At 49.5% G+C, this 16,546-nt stretch carries 15 protein-coding genes; 5 read left to right on the top strand and 10 right to left on the bottom strand.

The window, feature by feature from the left end:
• Positions 1-51: 51 nt before the first annotated feature.
• A complete protein-coding gene (locus tag ACR9FF_RS20025) occupies positions 52-300 on the bottom strand; it encodes a hypothetical protein (RefSeq protein WP_435164081.1) in 249 nt (82 codons plus the stop codon).
• Positions 301-531: 231 nt separating this feature from the next.
• Here ACR9FF_RS20025 and ACR9FF_RS20030 point away from each other — a divergent pair, with 231 nt between their 5' ends.
• Positions 532-3,024 carry a family 43 glycosylhydrolase gene (locus tag ACR9FF_RS20030; RefSeq protein WP_435164083.1) on the top strand — a complete coding sequence of 831 codons (2,493 nt, stop codon included), beginning with the start codon at positions 532-534 and terminating at the stop codon, positions 3,022-3,024.
• Between the two features lie 41 nt (positions 3,025-3,065).
• Here ACR9FF_RS20030 and ACR9FF_RS20035 read toward each other — a convergent pair whose 3' ends face one another.
• From ACR9FF_RS20035 to ACR9FF_RS20050, 4 genes are all read right to left on the bottom strand, one after another.
• Positions 3,066-4,178, bottom strand: a complete 1,113-nt coding sequence (locus ACR9FF_RS20035; protein WP_435164086.1) for a GntR family transcriptional regulator — start codon at positions 4,176-4,178, stop codon at positions 3,066-3,068.
• Positions 4,179-4,271: 93 nt separating this feature from the next.
• A complete protein-coding gene (locus ACR9FF_RS20040; RefSeq protein WP_435164089.1) occupies positions 4,272-5,240 on the bottom strand; it encodes a glycoside hydrolase family 25 protein in 969 nt (322 codons plus the stop codon).
• A 143-nt stretch (positions 5,241-5,383) separates the two neighbouring features.
• Positions 5,384-6,994: a cellulase family glycosylhydrolase gene (locus ACR9FF_RS20045; RefSeq protein ID WP_435164092.1), complete on the bottom strand. Its 1,611-nt coding sequence runs from the start codon at positions 6,992-6,994 to the stop codon at positions 5,384-5,386.
• A gap of 227 nt (positions 6,995-7,221) precedes the next feature.
• The gene (locus ACR9FF_RS20050; RefSeq protein ID WP_127490524.1) at positions 7,222-8,100 is read right to left on the bottom strand and encodes a LysR family transcriptional regulator; all 879 of its coding nucleotides are present in this window, start codon (positions 8,098-8,100) and stop codon (positions 7,222-7,224) included.
• Positions 8,101-8,260: 160 nt separating this feature from the next.
• Between ACR9FF_RS20050 and ACR9FF_RS20055 the strand changes: the two genes are divergently transcribed.
• The 4 genes from ACR9FF_RS20055 to ACR9FF_RS20070 all read left to right on the top strand — a co-directional run bounded on the left by ACR9FF_RS20055 (position 8,261) and on the right by ACR9FF_RS20070 (position 12,606).
• Positions 8,261-9,613, top strand: a complete 1,353-nt coding sequence (locus ACR9FF_RS20055) for a uracil/xanthine transporter (protein WP_435164095.1) — start codon at positions 8,261-8,263, stop codon at positions 9,611-9,613.
• A 403-nt stretch (positions 9,614-10,016) separates the two neighbouring features.
• A complete protein-coding gene (locus ACR9FF_RS20060) occupies positions 10,017-11,249 on the top strand; it encodes an IS110 family transposase (protein ID WP_435164098.1) in 1,233 nt (410 codons plus the stop codon).
• Between the two features lie 222 nt (positions 11,250-11,471).
• Entirely contained in the window at positions 11,472-12,068 is a 597-nt protein-coding gene (locus ACR9FF_RS20065) for a restriction endonuclease (RefSeq protein ID WP_435164101.1), read from the top strand.
• Positions 12,069-12,171: 103 nt separating this feature from the next.
• Positions 12,172-12,606, top strand: coding sequence for a hypothetical protein (locus ACR9FF_RS20070; RefSeq protein WP_435164104.1), 435 nt, complete (start codon positions 12,172-12,174; stop codon positions 12,604-12,606).
• A gap of 31 nt (positions 12,607-12,637) precedes the next feature.
• Here the strand turns inward: ACR9FF_RS20070 and ACR9FF_RS20075 are convergent, their stop codons facing one another.
• The 5 genes from ACR9FF_RS20075 to ACR9FF_RS20095 form a co-directional block, all read right to left on the bottom strand.
• Positions 12,638-13,000, bottom strand: coding sequence for an IDEAL domain-containing protein (locus ACR9FF_RS20075; RefSeq protein ID WP_435164107.1), 363 nt, complete (start codon positions 12,998-13,000; stop codon positions 12,638-12,640).
• A 98-nt stretch (positions 13,001-13,098) separates the two neighbouring features.
• Positions 13,099-13,416, bottom strand: coding sequence for a hypothetical protein (locus ACR9FF_RS20080; RefSeq protein ID WP_435164110.1), 318 nt, complete (start codon positions 13,414-13,416; stop codon positions 13,099-13,101).
• 40 nt (positions 13,417-13,456) lie between these two features.
• Positions 13,457-15,160 carry a biosynthetic-type acetolactate synthase large subunit gene (gene ilvB, locus ACR9FF_RS20085; RefSeq protein ID WP_435164113.1) on the bottom strand — a complete coding sequence of 568 codons (1,704 nt, stop codon included), beginning with the start codon at positions 15,158-15,160 and terminating at the stop codon, positions 13,457-13,459.
• A 46-nt stretch (positions 15,161-15,206) separates the two neighbouring features.
• On the bottom strand, positions 15,207-15,503 hold the full coding sequence (locus tag ACR9FF_RS20090) for a hypothetical protein (RefSeq protein ID WP_317980071.1): 297 nt from the start codon (positions 15,501-15,503) through the stop codon (positions 15,207-15,209).
• 335 nt (positions 15,504-15,838) lie between these two features.
• The gene (locus ACR9FF_RS20095) at positions 15,839-16,513 is read right to left on the bottom strand and encodes a DUF2238 domain-containing protein (protein WP_317980072.1); all 675 of its coding nucleotides are present in this window, start codon (positions 16,511-16,513) and stop codon (positions 15,839-15,841) included.
• Positions 16,514-16,546 lie beyond the last annotated feature (33 nt).

Genomic DNA, 16,546 nt, shown 5'->3' on the forward strand with positions numbered 1-16,546 from the left:
TAAACAGGGACTACCGATGATTGGCTTTTTTATGCTGATGATTTAAATAGACTAGCGCAGAAGAACCGGGAATTCCGCATTCCGCAGCCTTGCGCAGCCATAAGGAACCAGTTCAATTTCTTCGAGCGGTTCCTTGCTGGCAACCGGACTTACCGGGGGCGTTCCCGCGGAGTTCATCTCCATCGTCCACTGCGGAATTCTACGTGCGTGTACCCTCATGCGCAGCGGTGGATTGTCTGCGGCAAACGGCTGCCTCCGGATTTCCTCTTCCCGCACTCTTCCCTTATCGGCAAGTGTCAACCGGGTAAGCTCCACGCCATTTCAGCGGTTTCAACACCTTGTTCATCGTGAATCCCCCTAGGTCGTGATCTTTATCGCTTCGTCATTTCTCAAAGCTTTACCTCTGCAAAATCACGACATATGCTTCTATATTTTATATCTAATTAGATATAAGAGACTGCAAGATACGTTTGCTATACTACTTTTGAAAACGCTTACCAAAGCGTTGATCATAATAGGGTAAGGAGATGAATGAGGTTGAAAAAATGGAAAAACCTGCTTGTCGGAGCGGCCGCAGCCGTTATGCTGATGCCGCTTCACGTGAGCGCGTACAGCAATCCAATTACGATTTCAGATTCCTGGCATTGGGCGAACAACGATTTCTATGGCGAAGGCGACCCGTATATTTTGAAATTTAACGGCACCTATTATCTTTACGTCAGTACCGTCGACGATCAGAGCGGCGTTAAAGTATGGTCCTCGACGAATCTCGTAGACTGGAGCTATCGCGGCTTGTGCACGACGGAAGCAGTTACCAAAGCGGCGTACGCGCCTGAAGTCGTCTATTGGAACGGCATGTTCTATATGTACACCTCCCCCGGCGGAGGCGGTCATTACGTGCTGCAGAGTACGAGTCCAACAGGTCCGTTTACGGTTGCAACGGGCAATCTGGGCATGGGAATCGACGGCAACGTCTTTATTGACGATGACGGCAAATGGTATTTCTACTCGACCGGCTCCAATACGATTAACGCACGGCCGATGACAAGCCCTACGTCCTTTGGCGCCGCTGTCGGCACCGGCTTATCGATGGCAGGCTGGACCGAGGGCTCCACAACCTTCAAACGCAACGGAAAATATTATATGACCTACACGGGCAATCATGTGTGGAGCACCGGATACCGGGTCAATTACGCAACCAGCGCAAGCCCAACGACCGGCTTCGCGCCGGCGGATAACCAAAACCCGGTTCTGATTGACACGGAAGGCTCGAATGTCGGGCTTGGCCATAACAGCGTGATCAAAGGTCCTGACCTGGATTCGGATTTCATGGTCTACCACAGTCATGCATCGGATGGCAATCTGACCTACCCGGGCCGCAAAATGAATCTGGACCGCATCGCCTGGAACGGAGACAAGCTGCTGGTCCTTGGTCCAACAACGGCTTCCCAGCAAAATCCGGAGCTGGCGGATTTCGAAGACCGCTTTAACCGCACCTCCATCGGAACGGGCTGGACCAATATCGGGGGCGGCACTTGGGGGATCTACAATCAAGAGCTGATGTGGCAGGATACGATCGGGAACACGAATACTTACCGCCAGGTTACCAGCGCAGGCACTGCCGGCGATTATACGGCGGAATTCAACACTAAGCAGATGAAGCAGGGGACCAGCAGCAATCCGGTATACGGCACCGTCTTCTCCTACACCGATGAGAGCAACTATGGAACAGCCGTCTTGAACCGGAGCCTGAACCGGCTGGAAACGAACTTTGTGGTTGGCGGCGTCAGCCAGGGCTGGCAATATTCCGCACTGCCTTCCGGCTACGACTATACCAAGTGGCATCAGATCCGCGTCGAGAAAGCCGGCACCAGCTTCACCGTTTATGTGGACGGCATGAAAAAACAAACCCGGACCGTCAGCGGCATCGGCGGAGGCAAGATCGGCTATACCACAACGGATGCCCACGCGGACTTTGGCTATACCGGCTTCAGCAACAAAGTGAACGGCAGCAGCGCTTGGAATGCATACAAGCCTCTTCCGGGCAAAATCGAAGCCGTTCATTACATGAACGGAGCCGAAGGAACGGCTTATCATGATTTGACGGCCGACAATATCGGCGGCGCTTACCGAAGCGGTTCGGTCGATATCCGCAGCTCGGCAGCCGAAGGCAAAAATGTCGTGGGCTGGAATCAAACCGGGGAATGGCTGAAATACCGCGTGAATGTGGCGGAGACCGGCTATTACGATCTGGATGTGCGTCTTGCGACAACCTTTACCGACGCAAGCTACCGCGTATGGGACGGCGCTACCGACTTGACCGGCGTCGTTGGCGTGCCAAGCTCCGGCGACTGGGAAACGTGGACAACTTCAAGCAAAAAAGGGCTGTATCTGACAGCCGGTTATCATGAGCTGCGCTTTGAGTTCGTTAAAGGCGAATTCGACTTCTCTGGCATGACCTTCTCCCGAGGCGAAGCGGTCACTAGCCTGTCGGATGACTTTAATGACGGCAACGATAACGGCTGGACAAGATTCGAAGGCAGCTGGTCCGTCAATTCGGGCGAGCTGGACTCTGCCGGCGGAGGCGTATTCGGCAAAACAACGATCGGCAATGAGCGTTGGGCGGACTATACGGTTGAATCGGATATCAAGCTCGTCGACACGACCGGGGACGCCGGCGTCCTGGTAAGAGTAAATAATCCGTCCAACGGCACCGTGCTGGTTAACAACCCGGATTATCTTCAAGGCTACTATGCTTTTATCAAACCGGATGGCGTCTACTTGGGCAAAATGAATTACAACTATGCGGGCGTCGCCTCTTCCTCCGTATCGCTGGCGGCGGGAGCTTGGCATCATATGAAGGTTGTCGCTTCGGGAACAACGATAAAAGTCTACGTAAACGATATGGCAACTCCGAAAATCACCTATACCGATAACAGCGGCAATCCGTTTACTCACGGGAAGGTTGGCCTGCGCACGATGAATAATCATACGCGGTTCGATAATTTCAAAGTTAACCCGTGACGCAAAAAAGGCAGGCCATCATAGGTCTGCCTCCTCCTTATTTATGAGGGCAAAATCAGCTGAGTCGGTATAACGAACCTGCCTTGAAGCTGCTCTCCTCGAGTGATATGGCCCATCAGCAGCGAGACGGCTTTGGCGCCGATTGCGGCTTCATTTTGACGGATATAAGCAACCTCCGGAATCTCGGTATCGTCAAACGCAACCAATTGTTTATTTGCCGCCCCGTTTATCCTTTTCAAGGCATGATAAGCCATTCGGGCAAGCTCCACATCCGTAGCTACAAGGCCGGAGAAGCTGTCATGATGCATAATCATCCATTGATGGATCAGCTCCGCCCCATCTTTCCTTGAAACGTTAAACCTCTCGTAAGGAACGGTATACCGTAAAACGGAGGATGGCTTCAGCCCGCATTCCGTCACTGCGCTGTCGAAGCCGGCAAGCCTATCGGCCATTACGCTATGCTCGACGGGCGGCGTCAGCAGGGCAAGGCGATGGTGCCCCTCCCGGAACAGATACGATACGGCTTTTCGCGCGCCTGCCTTATTATCCGAGCAGACGCTGACGACCGGCATATCGTTGTAATAACGGTCGATCAAGACTACCGGACATTCGAGCTCCGCCGCTCTTATAACGGTCTGGCGTTCATGCCAAGCTCCTATGGAGAAAAGGATTAACCCCCCGATGCCAAGCGCGCCAAGATCCTCAAGCGATTGCAGCTCTTTGGCGGTGCTGCCCCTGGATACGCGGATCACCAGCGTATAGCCATAGCCGTTAACCGCATTCTCAATAGCGTCCAAAAGGCGCTGTTCCACCTTCGTACGCATGGAAGGAATAATCATCCCGATAAGCTTGCTGGAGGAGTGGCGGTTTGCCCTAAGCCCCGGCTCCGGCATCATCCCGCTTCCTTCACCTGCCGGAGAAAACAATTTGTACGGCGCTTGCCCGGCAACAAACGTGCCTTTCCCTTTGGAGCGAACGACAATCCCTTCCTCCGCGAGGCCGGCCAAAGCATTTTTCGTGGTCATCAGACTGACATGGAACTGCGCGGCCAAATCCGTCTCGGACGGTATCCGGTCACCGGGACGCAAATTGCCAAGCGAGATTTGGGTTTTGATAGCTTCCTGAATTTGTTTGTATAATGGAATATCCTTCAAGGGCGCTCACCACTTTTACTATACTGTGCCAGCCCCCCGCAAAACAACAAAAATCCCCTTCCGAACTTTTAGGAAAGGGATTTTTTCGCTTATTTATTTTTTCTTCAGCAGATCTTCGATGGCTTTGCGCGTGTCGGCGCTGAACTCCTTGAAAAATTTGATCAGCTCGGCATTGCACAAGCCTGCGTTATACAGCATTTGAATCGTAATAAACTCCGGCATTCCTTTATCGTTGACCGAAGTAATAATCCCCGCCTTCATGGCTGCCGAAGTCGAATTCTTCGTCCAGCTCGGCGGCGTTTGGTTACCCGAAATATTAACATGAGTCTCAAGCGCGGCAATCCGCTGCTGAAGCTCCTCCATTTGTTGTTTTTCCGCTTCTGTCATTGGTTTATCCTCCTCCGGTGCATAAGCTCTAAGCAAATCCTCTTCCGTCCCCGCATATTCATTCAGATCGACATTGCCGCTAATGCCCGATACCTTCCGGGTACCGCTAGGCAAGGTACCGCCCGAGCTTCCGTCGCTGTATTGCCAGAATGTCCATTTGGTCCAAGCCTTGGCATCATCCGGCGGCGTGGAAGCATTATATCTGGCAATCCATAACGGATAACCGCTAAGGGAGGTATCGAAATGATTCGCAAAGGCGTTACCGGTATAAAAAATCGGCTTTACGCCAAATAACCGCTCCGCCTCTTCCAAAAAAGCTTTCGCTACCGCGCTCATACTCGCATCGCTAAGGTTGCCCGAGTTCGTCTCGTAATCCATTACGGGAGGTAATAGCAGGTTGCTGGCTTGTGAAGCCGTTTGATAAAAATACTGCGCTTCCCGTTTCGCCGCAGCCGAGGAGGCTGCCCTCAGAAAATGGTAAGCCCCAACCAGAAGTCCGGCCGCTGCCGCTCCGTTGGCATTTTGCAGAAAAGTTGAATCCTTATAGTTCTCCCCTTCGGTTGCTTTGACAAAAGCAAACGTTATGCCGTCGCCCGCTACTTTTGCCCAATCAATCGTTCCCTGGTAATGGGATACGTCAATGCCTTGGGCATTTCCTTTTGTTCTTCCTTGCACGACATCCCCTCCTTCGGGTCATTCATGTATCTTCTTTCTATTAATAGATTCATGTGCTGGTAGATGGGACACGGCATTTTGGCACAAAGAAGGCCGCCCTGCGGATGGGCGGCCTTCTTGGAATTCATTTTTCTATTCGAGCATTATGGCGCAGCCGTCAGGTTGAAAGCTTCCCAGCCGCTGACGCTGTCGCGGTTGGCAATCAGCATGCCAAGGTTCAAATCCGCGCTGACATATTTATTGTTGGCAACCGACTTGAACGATACCGTACCGTCGGCATTGGTTGATTTGGTGAATTTCTCCCAAGCCGCAATACCTTGCGCCTGCGCGATCAGCCTGCCGTTGTTGTTAAGATCGGCACTGACGTATTTATTGTTGGCAAGCGACAGGAACGATACCGTGCCGTCCGCGTTCGTCACCACGATAAATTTCTCCCATGTGCCAACGGAAGTGCGGTTGGCGACAAGCGGCGAATCGCCGGTATTTTCGGCCGTAACGTACAGATTGTTGGCTTTTGCCTGCAGGCTGGAAGGCGCATTCAGCTTCGCGTAAGCTTTGAACATATTAATAAGGGTCGTATTTGGCGTAAAATTGTTGGTTGTGAATTTGGACAGCTTCGATTGCATCGTTGCAATGCTGTCGCTGCTTACGTTCGGGAAAGGGTTGGTATTGTTCTGGTACAAGCCCCAATTGCCGCCGCTCGTTACTTTATAAGACCAGTTCGTCCAGGATACGTCAAGCGCATCCAGGCCGGACAGCCATTTCTCCCATAAGTCATTATGCGTAAACAACGTGAACTCGCCGGAGTAGACCGGCACATTCCAGTTGTTCTGATGCCAGATCATATCCGAGAACCACTGGTTGATGCTGTTGTTCTGGCTATTCCAGTCCGTATCGTTCCAGTCATAGCTGTGCACCTCGTACACTACGTTCGTCCAGCCGTATGTCGATGGAGCCACGATATTGTTCCAGTAGCCGAAAGCTTCCACGTAAATCATATGATCCGGGTCAATCGCGCGGACGGCTTTGTACAGACGGTCATACATTTGGCTGATCGACAAGCTGCCGTTATTGCTTACCGGTTCATTCAGCAGATCGTAGCCGGCAATCGTTGGGTTGCCTTTATAGTGAGTGGCAATCCGCTGCCACAGCTGCACAACCCAGTTCTGGTACGTCGTATTGCTCCACAGCTCGTTTGCGCCTTCGCGACCGCCGCTTTGCCAGCCGTTCATATTGCCCGGTACCCCGTGCAGATCAAGCAGCACATAGAGACCGCGGGATTGCGCGTTAGATACAAGCCAGTCCAGGTTGCCGAACGATACGGCATCCGACTTCATCGTACCGTCGCGGTTCATCATGTTCTCCCAATAAATCGGCACCCGGATAAAGTTAAGACCCATACTTTTAATCGTGTCCAAGTCGCTGGCCTGAATCCACAAATCCTGATAGCTGTCCTTCAAGGAATCCACTGCGGAAGATCCAAAGCGGTTAATCAGCGTTCCCCGGACCGTCCACTCATCGGTGCCGCCAAGCGGGGACATCCAGTTCTCTTCCATCATCCAGCCGCCCAGGTTGGTGCCGTGCAGACTGACGACGCTGCCGTTGCCATTGTTGTTTTTAATCTGCTTTCCGTTTGTCTTCAAAAAATCGCTTGCTCCGATAGCCGCATCCGCATGCTGCACCTTGATGGAGCCCATCATCCCCACCGCAAGACAAGCCGTTACGGCCAAGGTCAGTACTTTTCTTAATTTCATTAACTAGCCTCCTTAAAAGAATTGTCGCCTTAGCCTATCCGGCCAATCGTGATGATTCTTGCTTCGTATGCACCTTTCCCTTTTATGAAATCGATTACAAACACTAATATAACGACCCGTCCGGCAAAAAGCATTGGCTATTTTTCAGATTCATTTGTACGGTTTTCAGGGTTTGAAAAATTAACGCGATTAACAAAAAAACCCTTCCGTCCTGGAAGGGATTGTTCCTAAGGGAGCAAGCGCCCGGCAATCAAATCAATTAGCTTTTGCGCGGCTTTGCTCAAATAATGCTGCTTCAGCCAAATAATTGCCGAGCTTGAAGTCACATCCGGCCCGTCTATCGGGATAACCCGGATACGATGATTGGCATACCGGTTAACCGATGTTCTAGGCAGAATGGATGCACCAAACCCGGAAGCTACAAGCTCCACGAGCATGCCGATATCCGAGCATTCTCCTATTATCGCTGGCGAAAGTCCGCGCGAATGGAATTGATCGAGGATCAGATGGTAAAGCCCTAATCCTTCGGTACTCGGAAGAACAAGCGGATGCTTGGCAATACAATCGTACGTAACCTTATCGAATTTCTCGTCTCCTGCTCCCTTCACGAAAAACAAAGGCTCGGCGCCAAGAATGACATGATCGAAATCCTCCAGGCTGACCGGAAGCCGGACGATCGCCAGATCCAAGGCTTTGTCCTTAATCAGTTTCGTCAGCGTATTGGTCTCATTCTGTTGAATCTTGAACGTAACCTTCGGATACAACTGGCGAAAGGCGCTAAGCACGACCGGAAGCCGTTCATCCGATAACGTATTGATTCCAATCGACAGCTTCCCCCGAAGCCCAAGACCCGATTCCTTCACTTCTTCCTTCGCTTCCTCCAGCAGCCTTGTGATGGTAAGAGCATGTTCATATAACGTTTTGCCCGGCGCGGTCAGCTCCAGATGGCGGCCGCTGCGGATAAATAACGACACGCCAAGCTCCTCCTCCATCAGCTTCAGCTGTTGGCTGAGCGGAGGCTGCGACATATGCAGGCGCTGCGCCGCCGATGTCACCTGAAGCTCTTCCGCAAGGGCTATAAAATATCGCAATTGTTTAATATCCATTTTTTGTTCCCACCCGTACGTCTGCTATATGATTTTCATATGCTTTCGCAATTTATTTAATATTTTTAATATAGTTATGCTCATGATACCATATACGAAGCATTCGGGAGAAAAACAAAGCTCGATTGAACGGAAATTTTGAAGAAAGCTGGGAATAGTAATGTTGAAATCAAAAGATAGCTTCACCGTACTGCTTGCCGGCATGCAGTGGCTGTTCTTTATATTTACCAATACGGTTATGGTGCCGCTCTCGATCGGCCATGCGCTTGGGCTTGCGCCGGAAGATATTGCGGCTTCGATGCAGCGCTCCTTTATTTTGACCGGACTGCTCTGCATCGTCCAAGCGGTATGGGGTCACCGTTACGCGCTAATGGATGGACCGGCCGGCGTCTGGTGGGGGCTTGTGCTCAGCATCTGTGCTTCCGCACCCGCGATGGGACTGGATATCGGCACGGTAGCGGCAAGCCTTAGCAGCGGCTTTATAATCTCAAGCAGCGTAGTCATTATACTTGCGTTATGCGGCTTCCTGAACGTATTGCGGCGCATCTTTACGCCGATGGTTATGGGCGTGTTCCTGCTGTTGCTTACCTTCCAGCTCGCCAACACGTTCTTCAAAGGGATGATCGGATACGATCAAGGCGGCAAATGGGATTTGAAGCTGGCTGGCTTATCCCTGTTTATTATTATCGTTGTTGCATTTATTCATTTGAAGGGCAAAGGAAAATGGGGACAATTCTCCCTGTTGGGCGGAATTATTATAGGCTGGATCGCTTACGCCGTCTTTTTCGGAAGTCAGAGCCGCATGGAATCGACAAGCGGCGGCACCGGCATCTGGCATTGGCTTCCGTGGGGAACCCCGGGCTTTGAGCCGGGCATTATTATGGTGGGCTTGCTTGCCGGGCTCGTCAATATGACCAATACGCTGACGAGCTTGACGGCGGCGGGAAGGCTTTTCAAACGGGAAGCGACCAACAAACAGTTCGTGCGCTCGATCCTGTTCACGAACGGCTTCTCGATTCTGGCGGGGTGTCTAGGCTTAATCCCATTCGGAACCTTCGCATCGTCGATCGGGTTTCTCGAAAATACGAAGGTACTGCGCCGTGCCGCGCTTATTGCCGGAGCAACGATGTTTATTATCGTCGGAATCTTCCCGGCCTTAGGGGGCTGGCTGGCTAAGCTGCCGTTGTCCGTCGGGAATGCGGTATTGTTCGTCGCTTACCTGCAGATGTTCGGCACCGCGATCCGTTCCTTCCAGGGAACAACGTTTAATGCCAAGACCATTTACCGGGTTGCGCTTCCGGTTCTGACCGGTATCAGCATCATGAACATTCCGGCCTCGGCCTTTGCGGAGTTCCCTCCGCTTCTGACGCCAATTCTCTCCAACGGACTTATCATCGGAGTTATCCTAGTCATCATTCTGGAGAATGCCATCCAATGGAATAAGCTTGAAGGTAAATCTTTCATTGCAGAAAAGGAAACTCCTACACAACAAATCGTTATACAGCGGCAATAATGAAATCAATAAGGACTGTCCATAAGTCGTAAAAATGACGATGGCACAGTCCTTTTTTATTTTCTGGTCATACAGCAATCTGCGTATTTTAATGTTCTTCCGATCGCCATTGCTCAGGGATTCCTTGAAATAAGTTGGTAAAGTTGGAATCCCTTCACAAACCCTAATGACCTTTCGGTCACCGCCAAGTATGAAAATGTTAAACTTCGTTTCAACCTCAATTTCCCTTCCAATACTGGTAATGGCAGGTCAAAGGTCGTTCGCTTTTTGGTGAAACTAAACCCGATTCACAAACCGACCTATTACAACGACGAGAATCGCCGAATGTTGCTTGAGCACGTGTATAAAAATACACCAATCTCCGTTGTATGACCTGTACAATCCAAGTTAATGAGGGATGAGAATGGATGCAGTACTTGAAAGATGTGCGGGGTTAGACGTACATCAGCAAACCGTTGTAGTTTGCGTGCTAAGCGGTCCGCTAGACAGAAAACCGAAAGAAGAGATCCGTACTTTTGGAACTACGACAAACGAACTTCTAGAGATGTCAGACTGGCTAACTGAAAAAGAATGCTCCCATGTTGCCATGGAAAGCACGGGTGTTCTTTGGAAAGCAGTTTGGAATATCCTTGAGGGTCAATTTACACTCGTGCTAGGAAATGCCAGGAAAATCAAAAACGTCCCTGGACGAAAAACCGATGTAAAAGATGCTGTATGGATCGCAAGTCTGTTACGATGCGGTCTGATCGAGCCTAGCTTTGTACCAACTACGGACATTCGGGATCTACGAGACCTTACTAGGTATCGTCGAAAACTACAAGGACAAATCACTTCAGAAAAAAACCGTATACACAAGACTTTGCAAGACGCGAACATAAAGCTAACCACTTATGTTTCCGACTTGTTTGGAAAGTCAGGATTAGCAATGCTCGATGCTATCGTCAACGGTGAAGTGCTCGATGAGGAATCCGTCAAAAGGATGGTTTTCACTAAGCTGAAGAAAAAAGTGCCCGAATTAATTGAAGCATTAAACGGTCGAGTACGTCTTCACCATCGTTTTATGATTCGACGACATTTAGAGCATATGCAACAGGTGGAAGAACACATTGAGATCCTAAACAAAGAAATTGATCGATTACTTGAACCATACAAGGAAGAAGTAGCCTTGTTGGTCACTATCCCGGGAATTCAAGAGGATGCCGCGGCGAGTATTCTTGCAGAGATAGGACCAGACATGTCGATATTTCCTACTGAAAACCATCTTGCTTCTTGGGGAGCCGTTTGTCCAGGAAGTAATGAGAGTGCCGGTAAAAGAAAGAGTTCAAAAACAAATAAAGGCAATAAAGGGCTAAAAGCAGTATTGTGCCAAGCGGCGTGGGCTGCTTCGAAAACCAAAAACACCCGTATTGCCGCATTTTACAGCCGTGTTGTGAAACGAAGAGGACCCAAGAAGGCTGCGATGGCCACAGCACATTTAATATTAAAGATTTGCTACTTCATGTTACGTGATAAAACTACCTATGAAGAGTTAGGCTGGGATTACCTACCAAAGAAAGAAAAAGGACTTGATTTCTGGATTAGAAAAATCAAGTCCATGGGATATGCCGTTCATTTACAGGATAACCAAATAGTCTAATTTTCAAAAAATTCGAAAGAATTTTCGGGGAGTGGTTTTTTGTCTCCAAAACGATATAAACCACCCAAAAACCTTCATTTTCGTATAAAAAGCGAACGCTAACGCTTCTCCAGAGTCATCAAAATACTCCGTTTGCCTATAACCTATCAATTGAACCTTATCTATATTATGAATTTCTCTTATTCTGTTAATACTAGAACGAAGAAAAGGAGATGATTCGTTTTGGTTCCTGAAACATTGCTAGTCTTAACGTTATTTGGAATTGGTTATTATGCTTTTCACCTCTATTCCCTTAAAGACAAACAGGATCAATTACATCAACATAAACTGAGCGAGTTTCTTAACTCAAAAGAAGATGTATATAATATTCTATTAGCCGGAATGTATCAAAGATTTAAAAAAGAAGAAGGGAAGTTAGTAGATACACCTTATGACTTCGAACGCTTTGTCGCAAAAACCTTAGAAGTTTTGTACAAAGGAAAATGTACCGTGACACCCTCCAGCAATGATGAAGGGGTAGACATATTGCATTACACGAATGACGGCTTAGAACTTATTCAAGTTAAGTGCTACGATCCCAATGCAAAGCTTAATTTTGAGCCTGTCGCTATTCTACATAGTCAAATGATTAAACAACAGGCACAAAAAGCAGCAATCATTTCGACATGCTCTTACAGTGATTTTGCCATTAGATATGCAGACGAGGTCAATGTGAGGTTAATTGATGGAAAGACATTTCTTGAACTGTGGATTCAAAGCATATCCAAATTGGAAGATGAACTGCTTTTGTGCTCCCCAGTGACACCAGACTATGCATGAGCCATAAAAAGGCTCTATCCCCTATTAAAACACCCATTCGGATTCGGCATTTTGTCCATAAACTATGAGATAAGCTGCCGCGGCGAGGGGATGCGAGTCTTGCATGTTTAACTGTATCGGTAAGGTCATTATCGTAAATAACAGCGGCATTATCCATTTTGGATTTGTCAAACAAATCGCTCCCGAATCCATTCAAGTCGGCAACGGCAACGGCTCAACGACATCCGAGGCGGATTTGGAGGAAACGGGGAGAGAAACCGAAAACCAAGCTAACGGGGAAGACAGCAATAGCAGCGACAGCAGTACTAATGGCAATAGCGGCAATAAAGGCAACAAAGGGAAAGTCACCAACGGAAGAAGCAAAGGTACTAGCAAAAGCAAAGGTTCAAACAAAAGTGCTAGCAAAAGCAAGCCAACCGGAAAAACGACTGCCGCGAAAAAAACATCAGCGCCAGCCATGAGTTCCTTGCCTAACCTGCCTTTCGGCAATATCGGCAAAAATCATCCGCTGCTCAAATTAATGAAAGGGTTCAAGTAAGCCGAATCGGCTAACTTGAACCCTTTCATTTTTACTCAAATATATGGGATAAACGGGATCCGTTATTGTTCCACAACCACTTACGGGATTTCGATTCGCTTTGCGCCGTGTCCTTCAGCTGTCCGCTGAGTTCCATGAACCAGGCTTGATCCTGCGCCTCAAGAGCGAGATCGATCAAGCTGCGGATATCCTCCTCGTCCGGAGCCCACTCCGCCTGCTGTCTCAAATGATGAACCTTAGCAAGCGCCATACGCCCGGCCGAATCCTCGTTATCCGATTTTACAACATGAACCTTTGCAACATTTTGTTCCACGTCGATATGCTCGACATAGCCGAAAACAAATTCACCGCTGATCGTTTGACCTTGCACCCAATCGCTGACTGCAATACTCATGGTCATCACCGCCTTAATTGAAGTAAGTAACTGTAACTTAAGTTGTTACTGTTATAATAATGTATACAGTTAATGATGTCAACAGGCTAATGGAAAGATTACTCATGCAGCAGTTTCCCGGATAAGAACTCCTTCACCTGACTGAGATACGGAGTCTCCAGAACAATGCCTTCCGCGTCCGCAATCACATACATCGGGAAGTTCTTGATGCCAATCGCCTTCGCCCATTTGACATTCCGCTCCTGTTCATGATCCCAGAACTGGACTTTAATCAGCGCATCGGTGATCCGATTGTCTGAATTCTGGAACCGGTTCAGTTCCGTCGTTTCACTGACTGGGAGGCTGTTCCCGTAAAACAAATGAAGGGCGTATTGTCCATTGTTGGCAGGTTTCAGCTCTTTTAATACATCCTGCAAGTATGTGATACCCATTATACGTAAGTGCAAGGGAGAAGTTTTACTCGAAATCTCCTAAAATCATTTCGTCCAAGGCTGTTCCGCCGAGAACCATCGGGTAAACGTTCTCGTCCATCGGAATAACGAACTCTACGAGCACAGGACCCGGCGTTTCCAGCGCTTCCTTCCAGGCGGCGTCCGCTTCCGCCTTATTCGAAGCGCGCAGCCCTTTTAACCCGTAAGCTTCCGCAAGCTTTACAAAATCCGGACTTCCCGCCAGATCAATCTGGCTCAGCCGGTTCTCGTACATAAGCTCCTGCTGCTGTCTAACCATGCCAAGCACCCGGTTATTCAGAACAACGATCTTCACCGGAATTTGCTGCACCGCGCAAATCGCCATTTCCTGAGCGCACATCTGCATTCCGCCATCGCCGTTGATCGAGATAACCAGCCGGTCGGGATTGCCGATCTGGGCACCTACCGCAGCCGGAAAACCAAAGCCCATCGTGCCAAGTCCTCCCGAGGACAGGAGGGAACGCGGCTGATTAAATTTGTAAAACTGCGCCGTCCACATTTGATGCTGGCCTACGTCCGTTGAAATAATCGCGTCGCCATGGGAAGTCTGATGAATCATCTCAAGGACATATTGCGGCTTCAGCTCGTTATCCGAATCGTTGTAGCGCAGCGGGTGCCGGGATTGATCCTGCTTGATTTGCTCCATCCAGCCTTCGGTGTTGGCAGGAGCGGCCACCGTACAGGCGTAAGCAAGAATCTCCTTCAAATCGCCTACGATGCTGATATCCGCTTTAATAATCTTATCGATCTCCGCCGGATCGATATCAATGTGGACAATCCTTCTGGCCTGCGGCGCGAAGCCCCCTACCTTCATCGTCAGCCGGTCATCAAACCGGGAGCCGAGAGAGATAATCAGATCGGCCTGTTGAATAGCCATATTCGCCGCGTAATTGCCGTGATGGCCCGCCATGCCCAGCGCATAAAAATGTCCGCTCGGAAATCCGCTAAGTCCGTGCAGGGTTGTTACAACCGGGATCCGCATCCGCTCAACAAACCGGATAAACTCTTCGGAAGCATTCGCATGAACGATTCCCCCCCCGGCAATGATAACCGGTCTTTTCGCTTCCGCCATCGCCTTCATCCATTCGTCTACACCCTCTGCATCAATGGCCGGTTCAGGCTCATACCCGCGGAGTTTAACCTTCGCCGTATACGGCTCATACTCCAGCTTGGCATTGGAAATATCTTTTGGAATGTCGATCAGAACCGGCCCTTTCCTCCCCGTGCTCGCCAGATAAAAGGCTTCATGCAAAATTCGCGGAATATCCGCCGCATCGCGTACGGAATAGCTGTGCTTCGTAATCGGCATCGTAATGCTGATAATGTCGGCCTCCTGGAAAGCATCCGTTCCAATCATGTACGTAGGGACATTTGCCGTAATGATAACCATTGGAATGGAATCCATGTGCGCCGTTGCAATGCCGGTTACCAGGTTCGTCGCTCCCGGTCCCGAAGTTGCGATGCATACGCCAACTTTGCCGGTGGAACGGGCGTAGCCGTCAGCAGCATGAACCGCACCTTGCTCATGGCGTGTAAGGATATGCTTGAACTCTTTATTTTGCGTCATCGCATCGTAAATATATAAAGCACTCCCGCCCGGGTAACCAAATACCGTATCCACGCCTTCATCCAATAATCCTTGCAGCAATGCTTCCGAGCCAGTCATCCAGGTTTTTGTCGATTGTTCCATAATGGGCAGCCTCCCGTAATTAAAAAATAACCCCTTTCTTCCCCGGCTAATCACAGCAATGCTGCAAGGCCATAAGGGACGAAAGGGGTTTAGTCTTCGCGGTACCACCCTGGTTCACCGGAATTCTCGCGAATCCGGTCTCAAGAGGCAGGAATGCTCCTGCCTGCTGCACGTTAACGTGTGCAATTCCGGTCGAGCCTACTTGGCTGAACTTCAGCTTTCGGTCGACAGCTCCGAGATGACCGCGTCCATCGCTTATGGCAAAGGTTCCACCAAGCCCTCTGCTCTCTGTGCATAAGCCGCATGCCGCTATTTCTCTTCCACGCTTCTTTATAAAAAACATAAAACCCCTTTCTTCCACAGGCGTCAGCATACTGCTGAACTTGCCTAGGGACGAAAGGGGTTATCTTCGCGGTACCACCCTGGTTCACCGGCTTTCTTGCAAATCCGGTCTCATGAGATAAGCTTCTGCTTACCTGCTGCACGATAACGTGTGCCAATCCGGTTGAGCCTACGCAGCTGAACTTCAGCCTTCAGTCAACAGCTCCGAGATGACCTCATGCAACGCTTAAGGCAAAGGTTTCAGCGTTTCCTCTGCTCTCTGGACATAAGCCGTCTGCATGTTATTCTCTTCTGCGCTTTTGCTTTTGCACATCATAGCATATCAAAATCGGCTTTTCAATCCGTATTTTTACCGATCTTGCTGTTCTTGCGGTTCAACGTTTTATGCAGAATCAGAAATAGTACGATAGCAATCAGTACTCCGGCAAGCGCCGACGTCATATCCTTCTGCGAATCAAACGGGTCGCCTTCAAGCCCGATATACTTGGCCGCCATCTTCTTGTTAAACAGATAAGCCGACCACATTTCGAGCAGCTCGTATAAACCGCTTGCCGTCATAATCATCGTAAATGTCACGGTATAGGCTGGCCATTTCCTGTGCAGCTTCAAAAAATATTGAACCGACTCCCGTACGGGAAAAGCGATAAGCAAGCCAAAGGCGAAATGGACAATCCGGTCGTAGAACCCTCTTTTGATATGAAACAGCTGCTTCAGCCATTCATCGATCGGCGTATCCTGATACGTGTAATGCGCGGCGTAAGCATGCATCGCCAGGAAGATTGCGATAAGCAAATACGATAAATTGCTAAGCGGAAACTTCCGGTACACCACAATCAGAACAATAACAAAGGCGACCAGAAGCGAATTTTCGACCGCCCATATTTTCCAGTCTGACGGACGGATCGCCATAATGATCCAGAATACGGCCAACACGGCTATCGTGATCTGCAAGAGCCTATTCTGTTTGAACGGAATCAGATGGCTTCGCAGCCATTTAGACTTGTCTGTCATGCGGGTGCAACCTCTTTTTCGTCATGATGAGGA

This window comes from Paenibacillus glycanilyticus, assembly GCF_051200795.1.
Taxonomy (GTDB): domain Bacteria; phylum Bacillota; class Bacilli; order Paenibacillales; family Paenibacillaceae; genus Pristimantibacillus; species Pristimantibacillus glycanilyticus.